Below are 22266 nucleotides of genomic sequence, written 5' to 3'. Positions count from 1 at the left end.
GCGAACACGGGCTACGCTCGCTGTTCTTGCAGGATCGGTGAACCGAGTTCATCGAAACGGAAGAGCTGAAAGATCCGCTGGCCGTTGAAGTCGAGGACCCTCAGATCGTCCGTCTCGTGCAGATTGCTTTCGACCGCTTGAAAATGCCCGCCGTAGCGTTCCTTGGCGAGCGACAAGGGAACCTCAAACGCGACGAACTTGCCGATCCCTTTTTGCTTGAGCACCTCAAGAAGCCTCTGATCGCGTAAGGACTCGTGCGATGTGAGAATGAGCAGCGGACCGCTCGCCGTGAGCAGCAAAAGCGATTTCATCGGATACTCCTTCGCGGTTGGACTGAACTTAGCGAGAAGCCCGGATCAGCGGCTTGTCCGCCGTAGCTCGGAGAGCGCAGGCGGAAGCGACATCCGGGACTACTCTAAGATCGCCCCCCGATTTCGCGGAGCCTGCCATCACTGCGCGAGCGCAATTGCGCTCGTCGTCAGGCGCGCATTCGCGCGGCGCGTTGGCTCTTGCGCCCTGTTGACCTGATCAGCCGCAATTCCAGATCGGTCCGATCGGTGTCCGCGTCCAGCACGGGCCAAAGCTACCGCCATTGTAGCGTCCGCCGTAAAAGCCGGGCCGGCCAAAATAGTGCCAGTCGCCATCATACCCGTAGTAACGGGGGACCGGGTCAATGTACCAATGCCGCCGGTCGCGGCGTGCCAAACGCCGCATCGCGTCTTTCTGGGCGTAAAGTGGAAGGCTGTTGTTCAGCGGCTGCTGGTAGCCCGGCAGGAAGCCGTAGCCGTGCCAGCGCGGAGCCGGCCGCTTATGCACCGGCGCAGCCAGAGCGGCGACAGACAACAGCGATAGGACGATAGCAGTCAATAGACATACAAGACGGGACATGCGCACACCATAGACAGCCGGCTGTTGAGAGGCCATTCAAATCCAGGTGCAAAGCTCACGCGCCTATGCACGGACGCCGCGGAGACGCATTTTCTATCGCCGTAAGCCGGCCGGTCTGGCCGCCCCCTTCTTCCACAGCCGAAATCCGCCCTCGAACGCGTTGGTGTTGGCGCCGAGGCGGACCTTGCGCGGCAAATGATCGACCTTGTCGGCGTTGCCGCCGCCAAGGATGATGTAATCCGGCTCCAGTGCAGCGAGCAGGCGCTTCAAGACGTCATCGACCGCGCGCTGCCATTTCTTCCTGCCGACGCGCTTCAGCGCCGCGGCGCCGACGCATTGCTCGAACGTCTTGCCGTTGCGGTACGGCAGGTGCGCGAGCTCCATCGGCTCCAGAATGCCATCCACGATCATCGCGGAGCCAAGACCCGTTCCGAGCCCCAGGAACAGCATGCGGCCACCCTGGTAGCTGCCGACTGCCTGCATCAGCGCATCGTTGACGAGTTTCGTCGGGCGGCCAAAGGCCCTTTCGAAATTGAAACCGGCCCACCCGAGACCGAGATTGTGAGGCTCCGACAACGGCCGGTTGTTGATCACCGGCCCCGGATACCCGATCGAGATGACGTCATAGGACCAGTCTTTGGTCAGCGCCTTGACCTGCCTCACCATAGCTCTCGCAGAGAGATCAGGACCGGACGCAAACGCACGCCTGGTTCGCTCCTTGTCGGTCATGAATTTCACGCGCGAACCACCGATGTCGATCGCCAGGACCGTTTGTCGCGATATCAGCTTGCCCGCCTTCTTCGCCATGAATTCGCGCCCTGCTCGGTCGGATGATCATAACGCCAGCCGACGCTCACCTGAAGCAGGGAGACAGGCTGCACCACAGCTTTGTTCTCCATCCGACTCCAGTTTGTTCGCAAGGAACGAATCGTATCAGCGCAAGTCAGCGCGAGCCAATCCTTAACAAGGCGTTTGCTGGACAACGAGACAGGGCGGACATTCGTCATTGCGACCTTCAGCGAATCGGCCGACCTTCGGATCGACATGGGGTGATTCGTGCTCGCTGAGAATACCGATCGATATCTGGAAAGCCTCAATCCGGAGCAGCGCCGGGCCGTCGAGCACGGCATCGCGGCGGGTGGAACCATAGGCTCGCCGCTCCTTGTCATTGCCGGCGCCGGATCCGGAAAGACCAACACGCTCGCGCACCGGGTCGCCCACCTCATCATCAGGGGTGCCGACCCGCGCCGCATGCTGCTGATGACGTTTTCGCGCCGTGCCGCCGCCGAAATGACGCAGCGCGTCGAGCGCATCGCGCGCCGTGTGCTCGGCGATAAGGCCGGCATCATGACGGAGGCGCTGACCTGGGCAGGAACCTTCCATGGCATCGGGGCGCGGCTGCTGCGCGAATACGCTGATAGCATCGGCTTCGATCCGGCCTTCACGATCCATGATCGCGAGGATTCGGCTGATCTGCTCAATCTGGTGCGCCATGAGCTCGGATTTTCAAAGACCGAGAGTCGCTTTCCCACCAAGGGCACCTGCCTTGCGATCTATTCCCGTTGCGTGAACGCGCAGATGCCGATCGAGACGGTGCTCGGACAGCATTATCCCTGGTGTTCGGGATGGGCTGATGAGCTCAAGCAATTGTTCGCAAGCTACGTCGAGGCCAAGCAGAAGCAGAACGTCCTCGACTATGACGATCTCTTGTTGTGGTGGGCGCAGATGGTGTCCGAGCCCGCGATCGCGCAGGAGATCGGCGGCCGGTTCGATCATGTCATGGTCGACGAGTATCAGGACACCAACCGGCTTCAGGCGACGATACTGCTGGCGCTCAAGCCGGATGGCCGCGGCCTTACCGTGGTGGGCGACGACGCCCAATCCATCTATTCGTTTCGTGCGGCCACCGTCAAAAACATCCTGGATTTCCCGGATCACTTCAGCCCCAGGGCAGAGATCGTTACGCTCGACCGCAACTATCGCTCCACGCAGCCGGTTCTGGCTGCCGCCAATGGCGTGATTGGGCTTGCCAGAGAACGGTTCACCAAAAATCTCTGGACCGATCGCAGTTCGGCCCAGCTACCGCGTCTGGTCACCGTTCGCGATGAGGCCGACCAGGCGCGCTACGTCGTCGAGCAGGTGCTGTCGAACCGCGAGGAAGGATCGCGGCTCAAGGAACAGGCTGTCCTGTTCCGGACGTCCTCCCACAGCGGCCCGCTGGAAGTCGAGCTGACGCGGCGCAATATTCCGTTCGTCAAGTTCGGCGGCTTGAAGTTTCTGGATGCCGCCCACGTCAAAGACGTGCTTGCGTTGCTCAAATTCGTCGAGAACCCCCGGGACCGGGTTGCGGGATTCCGCGTGCTTCATTTGTTGCCGGGCATTGGTCCGGCGTCGGCCCAACGCATTCTCGATCAAACCACTGTAATGGCCGATCCGATCTCCGCGCTCGCGGCGCTTCCAACGCCACCCCGCGCCGGCCAGGATTGGATTTCGTTCGTCGAAACGCTCACCAATATCCGCTATTCGGAATGGCCGGCCGACGTCGAGCGTATCAGGCTCTGGTACACCCCGCATCTGGAGCGCATCCACGAGGATGCGGAGGTGCGGCTGGCCGACCTGCTGCAGCTCGAGCAAATCGCATCGGGCTATCCTTCCCGCGAGCGCTTTCTGACCGAGCTCACGCTCGATCCGCCTGACGCGACCAGCGATCGCTCCGGCCCGCCGCTGCGCGACGAAGACTATCTGATCCTGTCCACGATCCACTCTGCAAAGGGGCAGGAATGGAAGTCCGTGTACGCCTTGAACGTTGTCGACGGCTGCATGCCGTCTGATCTAGGCGCCGGCACAACGGCTGAACTCGAAGAAGAACGACGCCTGCTGTACGTCGCGATGACGCGCGCCAAGGACGATCTGCATCTGATCGTGCCCCAGCGCTTCTTCGTGCACGGTCAGCAGGCACGCGGCGACCGGCACGTCTATGCGTCGCGGACGCGTTTCATACCGGACCACCTGGTTAAGCTGTTCGACCGACAGACATGGCCAGCGGCGACTTCGGCAGCACGCCCGACGCCAAATCAAAACGTGCAGATCGATATTCGTGAACGCATGCGCGGCATGTGGCGTTAGCCTTTCTCACCTCGCCCACGACGTTGAGAAACGCGCAGCCCGTCAGGCCGCCAGCAGTTCGTCGAGCAAAAGAAAAAGCCCGGCTCAAGGCCGGGCTTTTCGTTCATTGGCGCCTGTCCTGACCGGGGCCTCCGCCACCGCCCGGTCCACCGCCACCGCGCGGTGCGATCTGCGGCGCACCGCCGCCCTGCGGCGTCGCGGGCGCTGCTGCGCGCGGAGCGGCCGGGGCCGGCATCTGCTGCGCGCGTACGTTCGGCGAGCCACCGCCGCCGCGCGCCGCATCGGGCTGCGTCATGCGGGGCGTTGCACGCTCGATCCGCGGCGCAGCCGCACGCGGTTCGTCATGGCCGCGGGCCATGACCGGCGGCGTCTGCGGGCGGGCTCGGGTCATCGGCTGCTCGCGTACCGTCGCTCTTGCGCCCTCACGCGTCATCCGCGCGCTCTCTCGCGCCGTCCGCGCGCTCTCGCGTGTCATGCGGTCCTGCACCACCGCGCGTTCGCGCCCTTCGCGTGCGCCACGCGTCGTGATGTCCCTCTCCCGCGTCACGCGTTCCGTCACGCCGGCGCGGCTCCGCTCCGTCACACCGGCCCGCGTCCGTTCCTCGACACGGGCACGCGACCTCTCCTCGACACCGACCCGCGTCCTTGCCTCGGGGAGCGCAGCGTCGCGCGCTGCCGCCGCGCGGCCGATCCGGGCCGCCGAGCGGTCGATCGTCAACCGCGTCGCGACACGCTCATGCGATTGCCAGTAGCCGCCCCAGTGGGCCCGGCGGTGATACCAGGGACGTGCCGCATAGTGGCTCGACCAGTACGAGGTCAGCACGAACGGCACGATGGGGACGTCGATCTCGTCGACATAGTCGGGCAGATAGACGTAGCGGTTGCGGTGGAGGTATTGGAGATATCGCGACGACACCCAGCCACGATCGTCCGACCAGCTCACATCGCACCAGGCCTTGCCTCTGAAGCACCCGTGGATGTTGACACGGGCGCCGCCGGGAATGCGGTCGACGGTCGGAAAGCCTTCACCGGGCCCGGCCTTGAGGCTGACCGTGGTGGTCACGATACCCGGCGCCGCGAGTACGGCGGCCGGCATCAGCAGCACGGCTGCTGCAATAAACAATGCTTTTAACTTCATGGCGAATTCCTCCTCATGAGCAGGAACGCCGCAGCGAAACAGGCGTTCCCTGAGGAGTGATAGCGTTAGCCGAAGGATGCAGGCTTCTCGCAGGCGCGAGACGCGGCGCTTCTGTTTGGGATGGGCTCAATCTGCGCAAACTCGCAGCGTGATCTTGGCAGGCGAGCCTCGGAGACCACGAGCATCCCCTTACCCACCCTCCGGCTTGATCCCGGCCGCCTTCATGATCGGCAATAGCCGCGCTTCCTCGCTGTCACGATAAGCCGCGATCTCCTGCGGCGTGGTCGGCCAGGTGGTGGCCCCCAGGTCTGCGTAGCGCTGTTGCAGCCAAGGATCCTTCAGCGCTTTTGCGGTGAGCGCGTTGATCTGCGCGACGAGGTCGGGCGGCATGTTGGCGGGGCCGATCAGCGCAGTCCATGAGGTCATCTCGTAGCCGGGCAACAATTCGGCGAACGCGGGCACGTCGGGAAGCTCCGCGATCCGCTTCTTCGCGGTGACCGCGACGGGCCTGATCGCGCCGGAGCGCACACTCGGCAACGAGCCTGGAAGATTGTCGAACAGGAGATCGACATTGCCGCCGAGCAGGTCGTTCAGCGCCGGCGCGGCGCCGCGATAGGGCACGTGGCGGACCTGGACGCCGGCCATGCTGTTCATCATCTCGCCGGAGAGATGCAGCGTGGTGCCGAAGCCGGCGGACGCGTAGGTGTATTTGCCAGGCTCCTTCCTGAACGCCGCGAGCAATTCCTTCAGGTCCGCGGAGAACAGGTCCTTCTTTGCGGACAAAATGTTCGGCAATTGCCACATGCCGGAGATGAAGGTGAAATCCTCGCGCGGCCGATACGGCAGTTTTGCGTAAGAGCCGATCGCGAGCACGTTGGAGGCGATGCCGCCGAGCCCGATCGTGTAGCCATCCGCCGGCGCTTTGGCGATCGCATCCGCGCCAAGCACGCCGCCGGCGCCGGCCTTGTTCTCGACCACGAAAGATTGCCCGGACAGTTCGCTCAGCTTCTGGCAGAGCACGCGCGACAGCGTGTCGGTGGCGCCGCCGGCCGGAAAGCCGTTGACATATTTGACGGGCCGGATCGGCCAGGCCTCCGCGGCGCGGCCCGCCCGCGGCACGAGCCACGGCGCCGCAATGAAAGAACTGGTGAGCGCAAGCGCGCGACGGCGGTCGATCGACAGCGGCATCGGTGTCCTCCCCTTTTCCCAATGGCAGTGCGCAGCGTTGCAGCTTTTTGCTGTTCTCGTCTCCTTCGCTTCCGTCTTCGATCGACGTAACGCGGCGATCTCTGGCGGGAGGTGGGGCGCGTTTCGGCTGACGTCAGCTTATGGGGTGTGCGCGATGCTGCAAAGCCCGGCTGTCGCGACAAAAAGGCCCTCGCCTGCACTCTGGCAGCCCGGATGAGCCACGGGTCGCGCGAACGCGCGCCCGGCGACGAGCGCAATTGCGCTCGCGGAGGTGACGACGGGCTCTCGACATCTGGGACCACTCTCACGTCATCCCGCAAGTCGCCTGCGCTCATGCGAGGCTACTCGATGCCATGGGCTCTTGCCCCTTCTGGGACCGAAGCTTTTCCCTTGCTTTACCCGGACATGAACCTACGGTGCGCTTCGCCCGGACAGGGTTTTAGGACGACAATGGACGACGCAATGAACTGCCCGAAATGCAATTCCGAACATGCCTATCAGGATGGCAGCCTGTGGGTTTGCCCGGAATGCGCCCATGAGTGGAGCGCCGCGGCCGGCACCGCCGCAGAGGCCTCGCCTGAGGCGGGCGTGCGCGACGCCAACGGCAACGCGCTCTCGGACGGCGACAGCGTCATCGTCATCAAGGACCTCAAGGTGAAGGGATCGTCGTCGGTCGTCAAAGGCGGCACCAAGGTCAGGAACATCCGCCTGACCGAGGGCGCAGACGGCCACAACATCGCCTGCAAGATCGATGGCATCGGCGCGATGAATCTGAAATCGGAATTCGTGAAGAAGGCGTAAGCCGGATCATCACGAAAAAAGCCCGCGAGGATTTCGCGGGCTTTCTGCTATCTGAGGCAAGGCGTTCATGCGCAGCGCCAACTCGCGCCTGTCCTTACTGAACGGCGCGGCCGACCGTCGCGGGGCGGCCCTGCGCGGTGGTGATCTTGCTGCGCGGCGTCAGGACACTGACCTGAACGGGCGTAGCGGACGTTGCCAGCGGCGACGCTTCCTGGACATGTTCAGCGCCCAGCGCCTGAACCTGCACGGCCGAAATCGGAAAGCCTGCCTTCTCATAGGCTGGCAGCTCGGCAGCGACGGCGCTCGTGGCAGCCGTGATGGCGAGCACGGCGGTGACCGCGATGGACAGGGAAATCTTCTTCACTTCAGTTCTCCTTAATAACTTGAAATATGGACCTAATATCCATTTTGCCGCGTTGCAATAGTCCGTTGCTGCAATGCACACATGCAGTGGCAGGATGTGGAACCGCGCGTTGGTCGCACGAGAAGCCGTGAAGGTTCGCTGGAATTTTGGCTGGGTCCGCAAGCGGCAGATTCGCTAACGCTGGTGCGGCCGCTGCGTCGATATCCGCCTGCGGCTGACGAAAAACTTGTCGGTGGGTGTCGGGGCGCGAGCCGTTCGGCCGTCCTTTGTGAAACACAATGGAGATTCCGATGGCCGCTCTGATTCTCACCACCTTCGACTGGGTTCCGGAGCTGCCGCGCCCCTATGGCGTCGAGAGCGTGCCATTCCGCGATCGCAATGCCGAACATTTCGCGCCAGCCCTTCGGCCAGGTGCCGTGGCTGACCGATGGCGACATCTCGATCTTCGAGAGCGGTGCGATCCTGCTGCATCTAGGCAACCGTAGTGACGTGCTGATGCCTGCCGATCCGCGCGGTCACAGCGAAGCGATGGAATGGGTTTTCGCCACGCTCAATTCGGTCGAGATGGCGAGCCTGCCCTGGTCCATATTGGCGTTCTCGTGAAGGCGCATGCAGACCAGATGGCACGTCTCGCTGCGGCAGACTAAAGCAACTGGCACCTCGCATCCACATTCAACCCGCGGCGGTCTCCAGGCCACGCTTGCCAAACTCATATTCCAGCTCCGGGCGCAGCGTGCGCATCCGCCCGGCCAGTCTTCTGCTCCCCGTCTCTTCCGCACGCGCCAACTGGTTGGTAACCGCCACATGGTCCTCATCGCTCTTGTGCTGGTTGAGCTTTGACTGCCCCTCGATCTCTTCGACGACGAGGTCGATGACGCGGATCGAGGCGAGCATGCTCTCGCGCTTGGCGGGCTCCATTTTAGCCAGGTCCCAGGGCTGTTTCGGCAGGCGCGCCTCCGAGACGGCGAGCAGCGCATCGCCATGGCCGCGGTTCTCGTCGAGCGCACGTAAGTGCGCGACGCCCGAGAGATGTACGGCCTCGTAGAGCCAGGTCGACACGTTGTCACGCGAGGCATACCAGTCGTTGGAGACATAGGCGTCGTCACCAGAGACGATCAGGAGAAAACGCCTGTTGCCGTCGGCGAGCGCCACGAGCGGATTCTTGGCCGTGAGATGGATCTGCACGATCACGCTGTCGTCGCGCCGCAGGACCACGAACGGCACGTGCGAGGCGCACGGGCCACGCTCATCGGCGGCAACGATCGCGCCAAAACCGCGCTCGGCCGCAAATGCGAGCGCACGGTCCTGTTCGATGCGAAACTGGGGTCGAAGGATATGCATGGCCAAGCGCTCGAACGGCTGGAGGATAGAGGGCTCACGCAAGGCTAACCTATTCGGCGAGGGATCACCAACCTGCGCCGGCGCGCGTTCCAACCGCAAGACAACTGCGATATGAGGCTACGTGATGCGACAGTCCCCGACATCCAGCTTGCCAAACGAGCCCGATATCATGCCCCCGTTAAAACCCCAGGCCACCTACGACGATTTCGCCCGCCTCGACATCCGCATCGGCAAGGTCGTGGACGTGCAGCCGTTTCCGCGCGCGCGCAATCCGTCCCTGAAGGTCGGCGTCGACGTCGGCGCTGACAGGATCATGTGGTCGAGCGCGCAAGTGACGAACTACGAACCGGAGGCACTGCTCGGCTCGCTGGTCGTGTGCGTCTGCAATTTCGCGCCGAAGAACATCGCGGGCTTCACGTCCGAACTCCTGATCCTCGGCGCCAAGGACGCTGCTGGCAACGTGATCGTGCTCGGCCCGCGCAGCGAGGTTGCGATCGGCGAGCCGGTGTTTTGACGCTGCGTACTACGCGGGCGTGGAGGATTGAGATTGCGACGGCGTCGGCAGAGAAACAAGCACGGCTTTGTTCTCTATCCGACTCCATTTTGTTCGCAAAGAACGAATCGCGTCAGCGCAAATCAGCGCGGATCAATTCTTAACAACACGTTTGCTTTGTGTTTGCGCGCGGCGGCGAAAAAGTCACGACGAAACCTTCAACCCATTTTTGAGAAAGACTCTCTCCCGTCATTGCGAGCGAAGCGAAGCAATCCATCTATCCCCGCGTGGAGAGATGGATTGCTTCGCTTCGCTCGCAATGACGGGGAGGCATTAGACCGGATGAGAGTCAGATGCGTAGGGCGGATTAGCGCAGCGTAATCCGCCACTTCGCGTGGTGAAGCGGCGGGTTACGCTGCGCCAACCCGCCCTACCCACGCTGCGCTCGCTGTTCAAACGAGCATGTCCTGACGAAGTGCATGCGTCATTAGAGCTCATTCGCCTGGGAATGAGCAAGCAGCGAGTAGCCCGGATGAGCGGAGCGACATCCGGGACAACTCTCACATCGTCCCGGATATCGCTGCGCTCATCCGGGCTACATTCTTTGCTCGGCTTCTCTTCGGCTCACGCCGCCTTGGCGGTCTTCTCCGGCGGCGCGGTTTCCATCGCGCGCATGTAGAGATCGAGCAGGCTTTCGCGCTCGTCGCGCTCGTCCTGGTCCTGCTTGCGCAGCTTGATGATCTCCTTGAGGATCTTGACGTCGAACCCCTCGCCCTTGGCCTCCGAAAACACTTCCTTCTTCTGCTCGTTCAGCTCCTGCAATTCGGTGTCGAGATTCTCGATCCGCTCAACGAAAGAACGGATCCGGCCGCCGGGAATGGTGACGTCAGACATGGTGACTCCCTGTTGAATGAGATCGTGAAAATGACCGCAAACAAATAACCAATGTGTTAACCTCGGCGGGTTCCCCTCTTCGGCAATTCGGTAATCCCCAGAAACATCTCATGAACGTGATTTCCATTCAGTCGCAGGTCGCCTTCGGTCATGTCGGCAACAGCGCCGCGGTGTTTCCAATGCAGATGCACGGCATCGACGTCGTGGCGGTGCCGACCACGCTACTCAGCAACCGGCCGGGCTATCCGACGCTGCGCGGCCGCGTGCTCGATGGGACACTCGTTGGCGATCTCCTGCTTGGCATCGAGGAGCGCGGCGCGGTCGATAGCGCGCAGATGATCCTGTCCGGCTATCTCGGCTCGGCCGACAACGCCAAAGTGGTCGCGGACTTTGTCGCGCGCGCCAAGGCGAAAAATCCCGCGCTGCGCTATTGCTGCGACCCCGTGCTGGGGGATCGCGACCGCGGCCTGTTCGTCCACGCTGAAATACCGCCGCTGGTCCGCGATCTTCTGTGTCCGCTCGCCGACATCATCACGCCCAATCATTTCGAGTTCGAATGGCTATGTGGAAAGAAGGCCGCGACGATCGACCAGGTGCTCAAGGCCGCGCGTGCGTTCATGGCGCGCGGAACGGTCATCGTCACCAGCGCCGAGCTGGCCGACACGCCACCGGGCGAGATCGAGACTCTCGCCGTCGAGCGCGCGAGGTCCTTTCGCGTACGCACACCAAAACTGCCGATCAGCCCGAACGGCACCGGCGATCTGTTCGCCGCACTGCTGGTCGCTGCCCGCCTCCGCGGCGCCGACACGCCGGATGCGCTCAGCCACGCCACCTCCGCCATCTTCGCCGTGCTGGAACGCACCGCGACCAGCGGTGCCGAGGAAATGCGCATCGTCGAAAGCGCGGAGTGGCTGGCTCATCCGACGCGCAAGTTCGAGAGTATCGCGATCGGGCCGTAGGGCGGATTTGGAGAAAAAAATGAGCCGTTTCTGGAGCAGCTTGACCCACGACCTGAAGCCCTATGTGCCGGGCGAGCAGCCCCGCATGGCGGAGTTGGTCAAGCTCAACACCAATGAAAGTCCGTTTGGCCCTTCGCCACGCGCGTTGGGAGCCATTCGCGGCGAGGCGGCCGATACGCTGCGTTTATATCCGGATCCACAGGCCACCGCGCTGCGGGCTACTTTGGCCGCCCACCACCACGTACGGCCGGAACAAGTGTTCGTCGGCAATGGCTCGGACGAGGTGCTGGCCCACGCTTTCACCGCGCTGCTCAAGCATGATGCGCCGTTGCTATTCCCTGACATCACCTACAGTTTCTATCCGGTCTATTGCCGCCTGTTCGGCATCGCCTACGAGACCGTCCCGCTCGATCAGGCCATGCAGATTCGCGTGGCCGATTATCGCCGGCCGGCCGGCGCGCTCATCCTGCCCAATCCGAACGCGCCGACGGGAATTGCGCTGTCGCGCGCCGAGATCATTACCCTGCTGCAGCAACATCCTGACGCTCCCGTTGTGATCGACGAGGCCTATGTCGATTTCGGCGCCGAGACTGCGATCCCGCTGGTTGCCTCCCACCGGAATCTTCTGGTCGTTCAAACCATGTCCAAGTCGCGGGCCCTGGCCGGCTTGCGGGTTGGCTATGCGATCGGCGACGCCGACCTGATCGAGGGACTCACCCGGGTGAAGGACAGCTTCAACTCCTATCCCCTCGGGCGGCCCGCCCAGGCCGGCGCCATCGCCTCTCTGGAGGACGAAGCCTATTTTCAAGCGAGCCGCGCGCGCGTGATCGAAGGCCGGGAGCGGCTGAATCGCGGACTGATCCGGCTGGGCTTCGAAGTGCTGCCTTCCTCGGCCAACTTCGTCTTCGCGCGGCATCCGGCGCACGAGGGCGCGGCGCTAGCTACTGGGCTGCGCCAACGGGCGGTGATCGTCCGCCATTTTTCCGCTCCGCGCATCGCCGATTATCTGCGGATAAGTGTGGGCACAGACGAGCAAATTGACCGGCTGCTGTCGGCTCTGTCGGACATCCTGGGCAGCCCGAAGAACGGATAAGCGCTACGGCTGCGTCGTCAGCTACTCCACGACGTCGAGCTTGACCTTGGCAACACCCTTGCCCACCATTCCCAGCGCGTCGGCCGCGGAATATGAGACGTCGACAACACGCCCCCGAACATACGGGCCGCGGTCATTGACGCGTACCGTCACCGACTGGCCGCTCGCGACGTTTGTCACGCGTAACTTGGTGCCGAAGGGCAACGTCGGATGCGCGGCGGTCATATCGAGCGTGTTGAACTTTTCGCCGCTCGCGGTCTTCGTTCCCTCGGTGTAGAAGCTGGCAACCCCATGCGAGGCCGTCTTGGCGCCGCCTGTATCCTTGCGCGACGCGAACCGGGCGTGCTTTCTCGCGGCGACCACGCGCCTCTTCATCATGGACGGTGCCGCTCGATCCTGGTCCACCGACGCCTGCCTGACGGCCCGAAGTTCAGATTTTTGGGTGACGACTGAGGACTGTGCGCAGGCCGCAAGCGATGCGGCTCCCAACGCGGCAGCAAGCAGCCGTATGAATCTCCCTGCGCGCGCGGCCGTGATCAACGGCGCATCAAATCGAGTACGGCCTGCCCTGACGTCGACGTATGAAGTACCGATGCAGCCAATGGAAGACATGTTGCAATCCCCCCGCTCGTACCCCAGCCCAAGCCGAAAACCAACACGCGGCATGGCGGGACCGAATACGGGCGGAAACGTGGCCGGACGCGGCCTCCACAGCGCATTCGGATTGAGTGTGATGATTGTGTCACAGAATTTAGTGGTCCCCCGTTGTAGCCCGGATAAGCGAAGCAACATTCGGGGCGGTGTTAGAGTGGTCCCGGATGTCTCGGAGCTTGTCATCACTCCGCGAGCGCAATTGCGCTCGTCGCCGGGCGCGCATTGAGGCGACCTGTCGGCTTATCTTGGCTACAAATGGGAGAAACACATGCAAGTCGCAGTGATCGGCGCCGGCGCAGTCGGATGCTATTATGGCGGACTGCTGCTGAAAGCCGGGCATGACGTAACCTTCATCGGCCGGCAGCCGCATGTCGACGCCATCAATGCGCACGGCCTCTTGCTGGACACCAAGACGTTCAGGGGCCACCTGCCTGCCAAGGCCGCGTCCGACACAACCAACTTCGCCTCGCCCGATCTGGTGCTGGTATGCGTGAAGTCGGCCGATACCGAGCAGGCCGGCGCCTCCCTCGCCGGGCGCCTGCGGCCGCAAACATCCGTGCTCAGCCTGCAAAACGGCGTCGACAATGCACAGCGTCTTTCCGCCGTCACCGGCCACGCCGTCATTCCCGTCGTCGTCTATGTCGGCAGTGAGATGGCCGGGCCCGGCCATGTCAGGCATCACGGTGGCGGCGACCTCGCCATCGGCCCCTCTGCCGCAAGCGAAGCGCTGGCGCAAATTTTTCAGGCCGCCGGCGTCAACGTCACGATCGCCGACGACATCGACAAGACACTTTGGAGCAAGCTGATCATCAACTGCGCCTTCAACGCGCTGTCCGCCGTGGCCGGCATTTCTTACGGGCCGATGCTGGAAGTCGAAGGCACGCGCGATGTCGTCACGCGCGCGGTGCAGGAAGCAACCTCCGTCGCCCGCGCCAGTGGTGTCTCGATTCCCGATGACCTCCTAGCGCACATCCTGAACATCCCCACCTTGATGCCGAACCAGATGTCCTCCACCGCGCAGGATCTTGCGCGCGGCAAGCCCAGCGAGATCGACTTTCTCAACGGTCATGTGGTGCGCAAGGGCGGCGAGCTCGGCATTGCGACACCGACCAATCAGGCCCTGCAGCTGATGGTGAAGCTCGCCGAGCGCGCTAGACAAGGACGTAGGACGGATTAGCGGTTAGCGAAATCCGCCATTATTCGCGGTCGGTATCGGCGCGTTGCGCGAAGCCTGTCAGCGGGCGCGCATTCGCGCGACCGCTGGCTAAATCCGCCCTTGTCGCCTCTCACCCGCCGAGCACGTTTCCCCAGCCGTCGAACACATATTGCTGCCACGCCACCGTGCCGTCGTCGCGTGTGCGGCTCGTACGGCGGAAGTCGTCGGCCTGCTCGGCAGTCCAGGTGATGATCTCGTCCCTCGCACGATCGTGCAAAACGGCCGGCTCGGATGGATCGAATCCCTCATGGGATGCATGGTCGGATGTTCCGTCATCCCATTCCAACGCTTTCGCTACGGCGAAGGTTGCGCATCGCCGCAACCTCCGCGCCACCGCCGCGTTGTCGGATACCCCAAGGAGGCATGCGCCATGCGGAACAAGGCTCCTAATTCACAAGGCACAAAAAAGCGCCCTGCCGCCCAGATGCAGGCGGCCAATTCAATGCTCAATCCCGGCGACGAAGCAGCGCGCGGAACGGTGGGCACCGGCGAGGACATCTGTCCCGAATGTCATGGTGAGGGCCGCATCGTCGGCTCAGCCTGCCCGAACTGCGGCGGCAGCGGCACGATCAACCGTGCGATCGGCGGCGCGTGAACCCCAACTCGTAAGGCGGATTAGCGCAACGTAATCCGCCTTGTCTGCGCAACAGAATCGGCGGGTTACGCTTTCGCTAACCCGCCCTGCGCATCGCGGCTTCCACTTACGCGGTTCGCTTCTCGAGGATCTTGCGGAAATCTGTCGCCAGGCTCGTGTAATAGCCGGCAAGCCCCTCGTAAAAGGCCTGCTGCGCCTTGTCCTTGGCCTCCTTGGCCATGGCCTCGCACTTGCCGGCCTTGATCTCCCACTTCTCTACCTTGGTCTGAAGTTCAGCTACTACCATGGTCGTTACTCCCCGCCACACACACGCTCACGATGCTATCCCCACACACGTCGAAAAGATGACCACCTTGCGGAGATTTCGCAGCGTTGCCGTGAGCAAGCGATGGCGACGTCGCCCTATCGCGCCGGCACTGGCGCGGGGGGGCGCATCGACGACCGCGACGCGCCTGTCGAGGCCGGCTTCGCCGCGACGCGCTTGGCGCTGTCAATGGATTCCAGATAGGACGACAGCGCCCAGGCCGAGCTGGAGCCGCTCACATAGTGCTTTTGCAGGAACAGATACAGCGAGAGCCGAAAGCGGCCCTTGGCAAGCCCGCGCGGGCTGCGGTGGCAGGAGGCGCAGCCTTCGGCAAACAGTTTTGCCGGCGGTTTACCCTGATCGAGATTCTGTGCGCCGGCCGGCGAGCCGAAGAGCGTGGCCGCGAGCGCAACAACAAACAGACCGCAGCGCGCTTTCGTTGGCGACATCGATTCGTAATCCGTGCAGGGGAGCATGAGCGAGACGCCTGTGGCGACCCGACAAAGGCGGAAGATGGCAGGTAAAGCGCAATCTGCTGTCCAGCCGTGGCGAAAAGTGGGTGCGTTTTCGCCAACATTGCGCTCCATTCGCGGCACGGCGCGGATGCTGACGGACATCCCTCAATATGGCGGTTTTTTCCGCTCGCGCTGCGCCCGCGCCGCCTCCATCCACCATACGAGATCATCGGCAAAGCGCGGAAACGCGTGCGTCAGCGCCTTGCCGCCGTCGCCGGTCGGCTTGCCGTCTTCGGAAAGCGTCTGCGCGATAGGCCCGACGGCAATCGAACTCGAGATAACCACCATGCCCATTTCCGACAGCGTGCCGTGCCAGGCGATCGCGGCGCGCGCGCCGGAGAAGCGGCCGGCCGAATAGCTCGCGATCGCCGCCGGCCGCCAGAACCATTCTTCGAGGAAATGGTCGGTGAGGTTTTTCAGCCCGGGCTGCATGCCCCAATTATACTCGCCCGATACGAACACAAATCCGTCGGCATCGCGGATCTTTCCCGCGAGTTCTTCGAGCGCCGCGGGCGCCGCGCCTTTCGGGTATTCCTTGTACATGCGGTCCAGCATCGGCAGGCCGATCGCCTTGGCGTCGATCAGTTCGACATCGTCACCGCGGGCGCGAAATCCCTCGACGACGAATTGCGCGAGACGAATGCCCATGCGGTCGGAGCGGTAGGAGCCGTAAAAGACGAGAATGCGGTTGCTCATGGCGTCTCACCCCTAAGACATTGGATGATGCAGTCGAACCATGCGGGCCTTTCTCATGCAAGGCGTGAGCTACTTCGAATGAACCTGAAGTCCGGCCCGCGATACCTAAGGCCGAACTTCATGGCTCCCCGATAATCACCGGATCGAGCTGTATCTTTTTCCGGATCGCCGCACAGAGTGAAGATGTCCGCCCCGCCTCCGCTACCGCCCGCCTCCGATTGGGACGTCCCCTCGGTCCGCATCGCCGCGCTCATGCTGGCAGCGGCCAATGCGGCGTTCTGGATCTGCACTTTCCCCTTCGTCTATGCCCACGCCGATCCAAAGGGCACCGGCTTCGACATGCTGCCGGTGATGCCGTTCACCCTGATCTTCTTCGCGCTGGTGCTGCCAACCGCCATCAAGGCGATCGGCGGCCGCGGCCTCGGCGTTGGGCTCGCCCTCGTGCTCGGTGCGACCGCGCTGAATGCAATCATCTTCCTCGCGCTATTGTCTTCCTACGCGGCGGCCAGCCGCTGAAGCGCCAAGCAGCCAGCAAAAAGCGGCCTTGCGGCCGCTTTTGTTGCAGTTGTGCGTTCCGGCTTTACCAATAGCCGGGCCCGTCATAATAGGCGTAGGAATCAACGTACGGCGCGCCGGCAATCGCACCCGCCATTCCGACCGCACCGGCGGCTACGCCGGCCGCAAGCCCGACGGGGCCGGGCCCGTAATACACGCGAGGCCCATACACGCGAGGCCCGTAATACGCGCGAGGTCCGTAATCGCCATAGTAGTAGCTATAGTCATAGGGGCTCGGCGTGCGCACGCCGTATCCGCCGCGCAGATAGTTGGAATTCGGGTAGTTGAACCCGATCATTCCAGGCTCCTGGGTCGCTTCCTGCGACATTGCCGGTGTCGCAAGCGCCGTCGCCAGGATGGCGGCCGCCCCGAGCAGCTTCAGTTTGGTCATTGCTCATTCCTCCATTCACGTATGAAGGACGAACGAGCGAGGCCGGGGTGCTGTTCCGGACACCGATTCACAGCGCTGTGAGTTTCTGGCGGGCCGCCAAGAGAAAAGGCCGGCGGGCGTTACGCCGCCGGCCTTCTCTTGCAACTGCCGGCTCGGGAGGTCCGGTTCCGCTGCGATTCCATTTGCCTAAAGTTTGACCATTACATCCTTAACAAAATCTTAAGTAGTAACTGTGATCTCCCTCACGGAGATCCAGAACCTTGTGCGGCTAGCCTGCAACCAACGAGACAGATCGTCTCAAACGCAGGAGGCCGCCATGGCCCAGGTTTATTTCCACTGCTCGAACTCCCGGGAAGTCCGCATCGACCGTTCCGGCGAAGCGGTCAGCGATCTCACCGAGGCGCGCGACCGCGCCGCCTGCATCGTGCGCTCGATGATCATGGGCCGCGACGCCGAAGACTGGCGCGACTGGGTCGTACATGTGAACGACGATTTCGACGACGAGCTCTTCGTTCTGCCCTTCGCCTTCGTACTCGGCAAGCCGCACTGAGGCCGCCATGCTGCTTCGTCGCCTGGATACGATCATGACGCGGTGGCACAGGTTGATCGAGCGCGCCTGCGACCCCTATCGCCCCGAGCGCCACTACATGCGCGGCCCCGGCCCGAAGTGGCACGCCCGGCACGGCGTCCAGCATATCTGAGACCCGGGCACCCGCCTCTCGATCGCATAGCGCGTAGCGCCGCGGATGCTGTCAGGTTCGGTTATGATGATCGCAGGATTGGTCTGGCACTTCATCGATTCTGTTGCCGGTTCCCATATTCCCCCGACGCACCCCGGCCTCAACCTCTCCACGAGATTGCCTTGCTTTGGTCAAACCTCGCTGGCCGTGTGGTGGCGTGGGCAGAGGATTTTCACGCTAGCAAAGCAGCTCGCTCGCCGCCCGGTCGCGGGAGCCATTGGACTTGCGCAAGGGACCGCCAATGCAATCCACGCCAACGCTGAAAGAGGCTGATCCGCACGACGTTTTTGCGATCGAAACGGTACTGGCCGCACACGCCCACAAGGCGCCCCCGCTGGCGCACGACCCGCCACCCGCCGCCCCGCCGGTAGCGCCGCAGGTCCAAATTGCGGCCAACCCGCAAGTCCAGACCGCGCCGACGCCGGAGGTTCACGTCGCGCCCCCAATTTCGGTGGGCGCGTCGGCGCCGCAGGTCGAACCGACGTTTCGCGCCGCCGATAGGCGCGACATCCAGGTCGAGAACGTCAAGCTGGCCGAGATCAAGGTGGACGGCCTCAAGCCTGCCGCCGAGCGGCCGACCGCCAAATGGGCGAAGCGCGTGGTCATGGCGCTCCTGGGCCTTTTCGGCGCCTTGGCTGCCGCCGCCTGGCAGCATTATGGCGATCAGGCCACGGCGATGGCCGCCGAGTGGGCGCCGCCCTTCGTGCTGGCTGCGTTGCCCTCGGCAGCCAAACCAGCCGCAGCCGAGCAACCGAGCGCGCCGGCCGCCCAAGCCGCAACCGATCAGGCCGTCGCGCAACCGCCGGCCCCCCCGGCGCCGGCTCAAAGCCCAGCGCCGGCTCAAAGCGAACCCGCGGCCGCAATCGCGGCCGCTCCTGCCGCCGAACCGGCGCAGTTGCAATCGATGGCGCAGGATCTTGCCGCGATGGGCCAGCAGGTTGAGGAGCTCAAAGCCACTATCGCGCAGCTCAAGACAAGCCAGGCGCAGATGGCGCGCGACCTTGCCAGGGCGTCCGAGGCCAAGGCCGCTGAGACCAGGCCCGCCGAGCCAAGCCAGCGGCCGCGCGTGTCATCGCTGACCGCACCTCCGGTGCGGCCGACCACGCCTCCGCCCGCCCCGCGCAGGCCGAAGCCGGTCAGTTCTTATTCGCCCTATTCACCCGCGCCAATGGCGGCGGCACCCGCAGCGCCGCTTCCGCCGGCGCAGGCCGCCGCGCCGCTACCGCCTCAGCAAACGATCGCCGATGACGGCGAGCCAGTGGTGCGCCCGCCGATGCCGCTGCGGTAAATAGCGTGTTCTCCCGGATGCGGCGCGGCGCGGCCGCATCCGGGACAAATCCGTCAGCTCTGATGCGGGCCCCGCATCATCTTCATGGCGTCTTCAATGTGACGCCACTCCTTGGCTTCCTCGATGTCGCCCTTGCTCTCGCAAGCCTGCGCGTTGTGTGCGGCCTGCGCGATCGCGGTGAGGCCGTGCTTCTCCATCATCTGACGCGCAATCGTGTGGATCTGCATTTCCGACATCATGTCGCTCTCCGGGGTTCCGCCACGGCGCTTTTCCGAATCGTCGCGGCTTCCCGGTGAAAACGGCCGAACCGGAACTCTCGTTCCTCCCGGCAGAATGGATAATTTTCAGACAAGATTAGGCAACGGCTCCACCTGTGGTCGCCACTCCCCGTAGTATCCCGTCCGCAATCTCCCCGAATATTAAGTCGCTCTTCCACCTGCTATTTTCAGCGTAATCGCAACCGCGGGAGTCGGACATGGCACGAGTCTATTTCCACTGCTCCAATTCCGAGGGCGTACGCTTCGACCAGAGCGGCGCCGCCGTCGAGGATCTGGCCGAGGTGCGCGCCCATGCCGCCCGCGTCGTGCAGTCGCTGATCATGCTGCAGGACCCGGAAGACTGGCGCGACTGGACGTTGCACGTCAGCGACGACCTCGACGACGAAATCTTCGCGCTGCCGTTTTCATCCCTGCTCGGCAAGCCGCATTGAGAGGTCGCCATGCTGGCCATACAACCGCTGCTCCGACGCCTGACCGAGATCGTGACCCGATGGCAGGGTCTGCTCGACCTCGGCCGCAACCGCTATCGCCCCGAGTTGCATTACATGCGCGGCCCGGGCCCGAAATGGCACGCGAAGCACCCAGGAACATAGCGCGTAACCCGTAACCCGGATGGAGCGAAACGCAATCCGGGAACGGAACTCTCGTAGGATGGGTAGAGCGAAATGAAACCCATCATCCCCGCCGCAAACGCGATGGGTATCGCTTTGCTCCCCATCCTACGAATCTTCTACAACTCCCCCCAATTCCGGCGGCTCGAACCAGTTGGTCAGCGATAGCCCGCCGTCGATCACGATCGCCGCGCCCGTGACGTAGGCCGATATCCGGTTCGACAACACCGCCAGCGCCAGCGGCGCAAGGTCTTTGGCCTCACCAAGTCGGCCAAGCGGAATATGTTTTGCGAGCGCGGGGTCGGCGACGAAACCGCCGGCCGCGATCGCGCCGGGCACCAGCGCGTTGACGCGGATGCCAAAGCGGCCGAACGTCTTGGCCAACTCCTTCACCAGCATGGAAAGCCCGGCCTTCGCCGTCGAATAATGCGGCAGGTTGCGTGGCGTGCCCGCATGCAGCGAGGTCAGGAGCAGAAACGAGCCGCCTTCCTTGTCGGCGATCAGCTTCTGCGCCAGTTCGCGGCAGAGATGAAATCCGGCTTCCAGGTTCACCGCATGCATCTGCGCCCAGATCTCGGTGGTGACGCCGAGCGCATGATCGCTTTCGCGCCGCGGCGGCGAGGCGCTGTGCACGAAATGCGTCACGCGCCCCAGCGCTTTGGCGGATTCCGCCAGCAGCGCCTCGCGCGCGGCGGCATCAGCGAGATCGCCAATCCAGGGCACCGCCAGTTCGGGTCGCGCCGAGGCCTTGATCGCCGCGGTCACGGTGTCCCCGTTCACATCGGCAAACACCGTGCGCACGCCCTCTCCCACCAGCGCCTGCGCAATCGCGCGGCCGATTCCATTGCCCGCGCCGGTGACGAGCGCCGCCTCGTGCGCGGGATCAAACGCCGCACTCAACAGACTCATGTTCGCGCCTCCTATCGAAACAAGGCGTATCCTAAGACCGTGGGACGGATTAGCCAACGGGTCGCGCGAATGCCCGCCCGATGACAGGCTCCGCGTAAATCCGCCAACGACGACAGCCGGCGCAAATACGCTACGCTATTGCGCCCTACGCTTCTGCTACATCGCGCCGCCGATTCACGGCAGCGAATGCGCGCTGGTTGCCGCCCAGCATCGCCCTGGCCGCGCGCTCAGCCTCCCGCGCGGAGCTGAAATCGCGGCCGTCGAGGCGATCGAAGGCGCGGTCAGAGGAGAAAAACGTAAAGCCGCGCTCGTTGCCGGCGACGATCCCGGCGGCGCGGTCGTGAACTTCGATGATGTAGGCTTTGGGCATGGCTGTTCGTTCGCCGAAATGGCGCTCCTGTCGAATGAGTGAACGCGGGGGTTTGTTACGTACGGATCAACAACAGGCGCCGGTCGCCGCCGAGACGCAGCGGCGGGTGATGCGCTTGCGCATATCGCCCACGACTGGCTTTGAATTCAATCTCATGCGGTGATCCCGATTGGCGAAAAGCAGCGCCAAATATCCGGCTGCTTGCCGGACTGGTCAATGAAATGTGTATCCAATCTTTCTCGCGCGACACCTGCGCTCTTCTCCGCAACGCGCAAAAACGAATGAAACCATTTTCGGCCGTTGCAAGTTGTTGTGCCTGCCGATCCGCGCGCAGAAGCGCACGCCGTGGCGTGCACCGTCAGGTTGCTTCCGCCCGTTGTGAAATCGGCCTAACCTGTTCCCGACAATAAGCGGGAGGCCGAGCATGCAGACCCGCGTTCGAAAAGTTGCCCATGTTCTGGAACGCCTTGGGCTTGCGATGGCAGGCGCAGCGAGCGGATTGTTTGTGGCAGCACTGGTCGGAACGAGCCATTCCGCGCTCACCAACCAGGCCTTCCTGCTTCTGATGATGATCGGTGGCGCCATCGGCTTTTACCTCGGCATCGATACGCCGCCCCTGCCCTACAACGCCTCGAACAAGCAACTCATCGATGGCGCCTGGGTCGCCAAGATCGATGCGCCGGAATTGCTCAGCGCGGTCGGCACCTTCCTCGCGGCGTTCTCGGCGTTCGCTTGCGTCGGCGTCATCGTGCTGCGCCAAAATCCGCATGTGGGATGGATAGGGATGATCATGGCCGGATGGACGGTCGGCGTCACCATGCAGATCGTCGCCGGCGCAATCGCACGCCTGCGCCGCTGA

31 protein-coding genes and 1 pseudogene are annotated in these 22266 nt (G+C 63.4%); 15 read left to right on the top strand and 17 right to left on the bottom strand.

What is annotated here, in order from left to right; all coding sequences use genetic code 11:
• Positions 1-11: 11 nt before the first annotated feature.
• The 3 genes from ACH79_RS31065 to ACH79_RS31055 all read right to left on the bottom strand — a co-directional run bounded on the left by ACH79_RS31065 (position 12) and on the right by ACH79_RS31055 (position 1695).
• A complete protein-coding gene (locus ACH79_RS31065; protein ID WP_161854343.1) occupies positions 12-311 on the bottom strand; it encodes a cytosolic protein in 300 nt (99 codons plus the stop codon).
• A gap of 217 nt (positions 312-528) precedes the next feature.
• Positions 529-888 carry a hypothetical protein gene (locus tag ACH79_RS31060; RefSeq protein ID WP_161854342.1) on the bottom strand — a complete coding sequence of 120 codons (360 nt, stop codon included), beginning with the start codon at positions 886-888 and terminating at the stop codon, positions 529-531.
• 93 nt (positions 889-981) lie between these two features.
• Complete coding sequence (locus ACH79_RS31055; RefSeq protein ID WP_161854341.1) at positions 982-1695, bottom strand: ROK family protein; 714 nt, start codon at positions 1693-1695, stop codon at positions 982-984.
• Between the two features lie 249 nt (positions 1696-1944).
• On the opposite strand from ACH79_RS31055, the gene ACH79_RS31050 reads away from it, so the two are divergent.
• Positions 1945-4014 (top strand): ATP-dependent helicase, encoded by a 2070-nt coding sequence (locus ACH79_RS31050; protein ID WP_161854340.1) that lies wholly within the window; start codon positions 1945-1947, stop codon positions 4012-4014.
• 103 nt (positions 4015-4117) lie between these two features.
• Here the strand turns inward: ACH79_RS31050 and ACH79_RS31045 are convergent, their stop codons facing one another.
• Positions 4118-5152, bottom strand: coding sequence for an SH3 domain-containing protein (locus ACH79_RS31045; RefSeq protein ID WP_161854339.1), 1035 nt, complete (start codon positions 5150-5152; stop codon positions 4118-4120).
• Between the two features lie 189 nt (positions 5153-5341).
• A complete protein-coding gene (locus tag ACH79_RS31040; RefSeq protein ID WP_161854338.1) occupies positions 5342-6340 on the bottom strand; it encodes a tripartite tricarboxylate transporter substrate binding protein in 999 nt (332 codons plus the stop codon).
• Positions 6341-6790: 450 nt separating this feature from the next.
• On the opposite strand from ACH79_RS31040, the gene ACH79_RS31035 reads away from it, so the two are divergent.
• On the top strand, positions 6791-7141 hold the full coding sequence (locus ACH79_RS31035) for a zinc ribbon domain-containing protein YjdM (RefSeq protein ID WP_161854337.1): 351 nt from the start codon (positions 6791-6793) through the stop codon (positions 7139-7141).
• Positions 7142-7235: 94 nt separating this feature from the next.
• Here the strand turns inward: ACH79_RS31035 and ACH79_RS31030 are convergent, their stop codons facing one another.
• Complete coding sequence (locus ACH79_RS31030; protein WP_161854336.1) at positions 7236-7505, bottom strand: hypothetical protein; 270 nt, start codon at positions 7503-7505, stop codon at positions 7236-7238.
• Between the two features lie 290 nt (positions 7506-7795).
• Between ACH79_RS31030 and ACH79_RS31025 the strand changes: the two are divergent.
• Positions 7796-8105 (top strand): annotated as a pseudogene (locus tag ACH79_RS31025) (glutathione S-transferase family protein); the annotation flags it as partial.
• A 72-nt stretch (positions 8106-8177) separates the two neighbouring features.
• Here ACH79_RS31025 and ACH79_RS31020 read toward each other — a convergent pair.
• Positions 8178-8846 carry an FMN-binding negative transcriptional regulator gene (locus ACH79_RS31020; protein WP_161854335.1) on the bottom strand — a complete coding sequence of 223 codons (669 nt, stop codon included), beginning with the start codon at positions 8844-8846 and terminating at the stop codon, positions 8178-8180.
• A gap of 169 nt (positions 8847-9015) precedes the next feature.
• Between ACH79_RS31020 and ACH79_RS31015 the strand changes: the two genes are divergently transcribed.
• Positions 9016-9360 carry a tRNA-binding protein gene (locus tag ACH79_RS31015; RefSeq protein WP_161854334.1) on the top strand — a complete coding sequence of 115 codons (345 nt, stop codon included), beginning with the start codon at positions 9016-9018 and terminating at the stop codon, positions 9358-9360.
• Between the two features lie 603 nt (positions 9361-9963).
• Here ACH79_RS31015 and ACH79_RS31010 read toward each other — a convergent pair.
• Positions 9964-10233 carry a DUF2312 domain-containing protein gene (locus tag ACH79_RS31010; RefSeq protein ID WP_161854333.1) on the bottom strand — a complete coding sequence of 90 codons (270 nt, stop codon included), beginning with the start codon at positions 10231-10233 and terminating at the stop codon, positions 9964-9966.
• 110 nt (positions 10234-10343) lie between these two features.
• Between ACH79_RS31010 and pdxY the strand changes: the two genes are divergently transcribed.
• The gene (gene pdxY / locus ACH79_RS31005; RefSeq protein ID WP_161854332.1) at positions 10344-11192 is read left to right on the top strand and encodes a pyridoxal kinase PdxY; all 849 of its coding nucleotides are present in this window, start codon (positions 10344-10346) and stop codon (positions 11190-11192) included.
• 19 nt (positions 11193-11211) lie between these two features.
• Positions 11212-12285, top strand: coding sequence for a histidinol-phosphate transaminase (gene hisC / locus ACH79_RS31000; RefSeq protein WP_161854331.1), 1074 nt, complete (start codon positions 11212-11214; stop codon positions 12283-12285).
• A gap of 21 nt (positions 12286-12306) precedes the next feature.
• Here hisC and ACH79_RS30995 read toward each other — a convergent pair whose 3' ends face one another.
• Positions 12307-12897 carry a septal ring lytic transglycosylase RlpA family protein gene (locus tag ACH79_RS30995; RefSeq protein ID WP_161856657.1) on the bottom strand — a complete coding sequence of 197 codons (591 nt, stop codon included), beginning with the start codon at positions 12895-12897 and terminating at the stop codon, positions 12307-12309.
• A gap of 310 nt (positions 12898-13207) precedes the next feature.
• Here ACH79_RS30995 and ACH79_RS30990 point away from each other — a divergent pair, with 310 nt between their 5' ends.
• Positions 13208-14116 carry a ketopantoate reductase family protein gene (locus ACH79_RS30990; protein ID WP_161854330.1) on the top strand — a complete coding sequence of 303 codons (909 nt, stop codon included), beginning with the start codon at positions 13208-13210 and terminating at the stop codon, positions 14114-14116.
• A 109-nt stretch (positions 14117-14225) separates the two neighbouring features.
• Here ACH79_RS30990 and ACH79_RS30985 read toward each other — a convergent pair whose 3' ends face one another.
• Complete coding sequence (locus ACH79_RS30985) at positions 14226-14372, bottom strand: hypothetical protein (RefSeq protein WP_246738204.1); 147 nt, start codon at positions 14370-14372, stop codon at positions 14226-14228.
• 153 nt (positions 14373-14525) lie between these two features.
• Between ACH79_RS30985 and ACH79_RS43285 the strand changes: the two genes are divergently transcribed.
• Complete coding sequence (locus ACH79_RS43285) at positions 14526-14750, top strand: hypothetical protein (RefSeq protein WP_202639372.1); 225 nt, start codon at positions 14526-14528, stop codon at positions 14748-14750.
• Positions 14751-14856: 106 nt separating this feature from the next.
• On the opposite strand, the gene ACH79_RS30980 is transcribed toward ACH79_RS43285, so the two are convergent.
• The 3 genes from ACH79_RS30980 to ACH79_RS30970 form a co-directional block, all read right to left on the bottom strand.
• A complete protein-coding gene (locus ACH79_RS30980; protein WP_161854328.1) occupies positions 14857-15036 on the bottom strand; it encodes a hypothetical protein in 180 nt (59 codons plus the stop codon).
• Positions 15037-15152: 116 nt separating this feature from the next.
• Positions 15153-15671: a hypothetical protein gene (locus ACH79_RS30975; protein ID WP_371419300.1), complete on the bottom strand. Its 519-nt coding sequence runs from the start codon at positions 15669-15671 to the stop codon at positions 15153-15155.
• Positions 15672-15674: 3 nt separating this feature from the next.
• Positions 15675-16265, bottom strand: a complete 591-nt coding sequence (locus ACH79_RS30970) for an NADPH-dependent FMN reductase (protein ID WP_161854327.1) — start codon at positions 16263-16265, stop codon at positions 15675-15677.
• Positions 16266-16448: 183 nt separating this feature from the next.
• Here ACH79_RS30970 and ACH79_RS30965 point away from each other — a divergent pair, with 183 nt between their 5' ends.
• Complete coding sequence (locus ACH79_RS30965) at positions 16449-16781, top strand: hypothetical protein (protein WP_161854326.1); 333 nt, start codon at positions 16449-16451, stop codon at positions 16779-16781.
• Between the two features lie 64 nt (positions 16782-16845).
• Here ACH79_RS30965 and ACH79_RS30960 read toward each other — a convergent pair whose 3' ends face one another.
• A complete protein-coding gene (locus tag ACH79_RS30960; protein WP_161854325.1) occupies positions 16846-17211 on the bottom strand; it encodes a hypothetical protein in 366 nt (121 codons plus the stop codon).
• A gap of 316 nt (positions 17212-17527) precedes the next feature.
• Between ACH79_RS30960 and ACH79_RS30955 the strand changes: the two genes are divergently transcribed.
• The 3 genes from ACH79_RS30955 (at position 17528) to ACH79_RS30950 (ending at position 19239) form a co-directional block, all read left to right on the top strand.
• Positions 17528-17761 (top strand): hypothetical protein, encoded by a 234-nt coding sequence (locus ACH79_RS30955; RefSeq protein WP_057856073.1) that lies wholly within the window; start codon positions 17528-17530, stop codon positions 17759-17761.
• Positions 17762-17768: 7 nt separating this feature from the next.
• Positions 17769-17912 (top strand): hypothetical protein, encoded by a 144-nt coding sequence (locus tag ACH79_RS43280; RefSeq protein WP_202639071.1) that lies wholly within the window; start codon positions 17769-17771, stop codon positions 17910-17912.
• Positions 17913-18192: 280 nt separating this feature from the next.
• Positions 18193-19239 carry a hypothetical protein gene (locus tag ACH79_RS30950; RefSeq protein WP_161854324.1) on the top strand — a complete coding sequence of 349 codons (1047 nt, stop codon included), beginning with the start codon at positions 18193-18195 and terminating at the stop codon, positions 19237-19239.
• 53 nt (positions 19240-19292) lie between these two features.
• Here ACH79_RS30950 and ACH79_RS30945 read toward each other — a convergent pair whose 3' ends face one another.
• Positions 19293-19478 (bottom strand): hypothetical protein, encoded by a 186-nt coding sequence (locus ACH79_RS30945; RefSeq protein WP_161854323.1) that lies wholly within the window; start codon positions 19476-19478, stop codon positions 19293-19295.
• Between the two features lie 236 nt (positions 19479-19714).
• Here ACH79_RS30945 and ACH79_RS30940 point away from each other — a divergent pair, with 236 nt between their 5' ends.
• Positions 19715-19948: a hypothetical protein gene (locus tag ACH79_RS30940; RefSeq protein WP_161854322.1), complete on the top strand. Its 234-nt coding sequence runs from the start codon at positions 19715-19717 to the stop codon at positions 19946-19948.
• Between the two features lie 9 nt (positions 19949-19957).
• A complete protein-coding gene (locus tag ACH79_RS43275) occupies positions 19958-20110 on the top strand; it encodes a hypothetical protein (protein ID WP_202639070.1) in 153 nt (50 codons plus the stop codon).
• 126 nt (positions 20111-20236) lie between these two features.
• Here ACH79_RS43275 and ACH79_RS30935 read toward each other — a convergent pair whose 3' ends face one another.
• Positions 20237-21037 carry an SDR family NAD(P)-dependent oxidoreductase gene (locus ACH79_RS30935; protein ID WP_161854321.1) on the bottom strand — a complete coding sequence of 267 codons (801 nt, stop codon included), beginning with the start codon at positions 21035-21037 and terminating at the stop codon, positions 20237-20239.
• 145 nt (positions 21038-21182) lie between these two features.
• On the bottom strand, positions 21183-21407 hold the full coding sequence (locus tag ACH79_RS30930) for a hypothetical protein (RefSeq protein WP_161854320.1): 225 nt from the start codon (positions 21405-21407) through the stop codon (positions 21183-21185).
• Between the two features lie 424 nt (positions 21408-21831).
• Between ACH79_RS30930 and ACH79_RS30925 the strand changes: the two genes are divergently transcribed.
• Complete coding sequence (locus ACH79_RS30925) at positions 21832-22266, top strand: hypothetical protein (protein WP_161854319.1); 435 nt, start codon at positions 21832-21834, stop codon at positions 22264-22266.

The organism is Bradyrhizobium sp. CCBAU 051011, assembly GCF_009930815.1.
In the GTDB taxonomy this organism is placed as follows: Bacteria; Pseudomonadota; Alphaproteobacteria; order Rhizobiales; family Xanthobacteraceae; genus Bradyrhizobium.
Note: the sequence above shows the minus strand (reverse complement) of the source record. Positions and strands in the feature narration are given on the sequence as shown.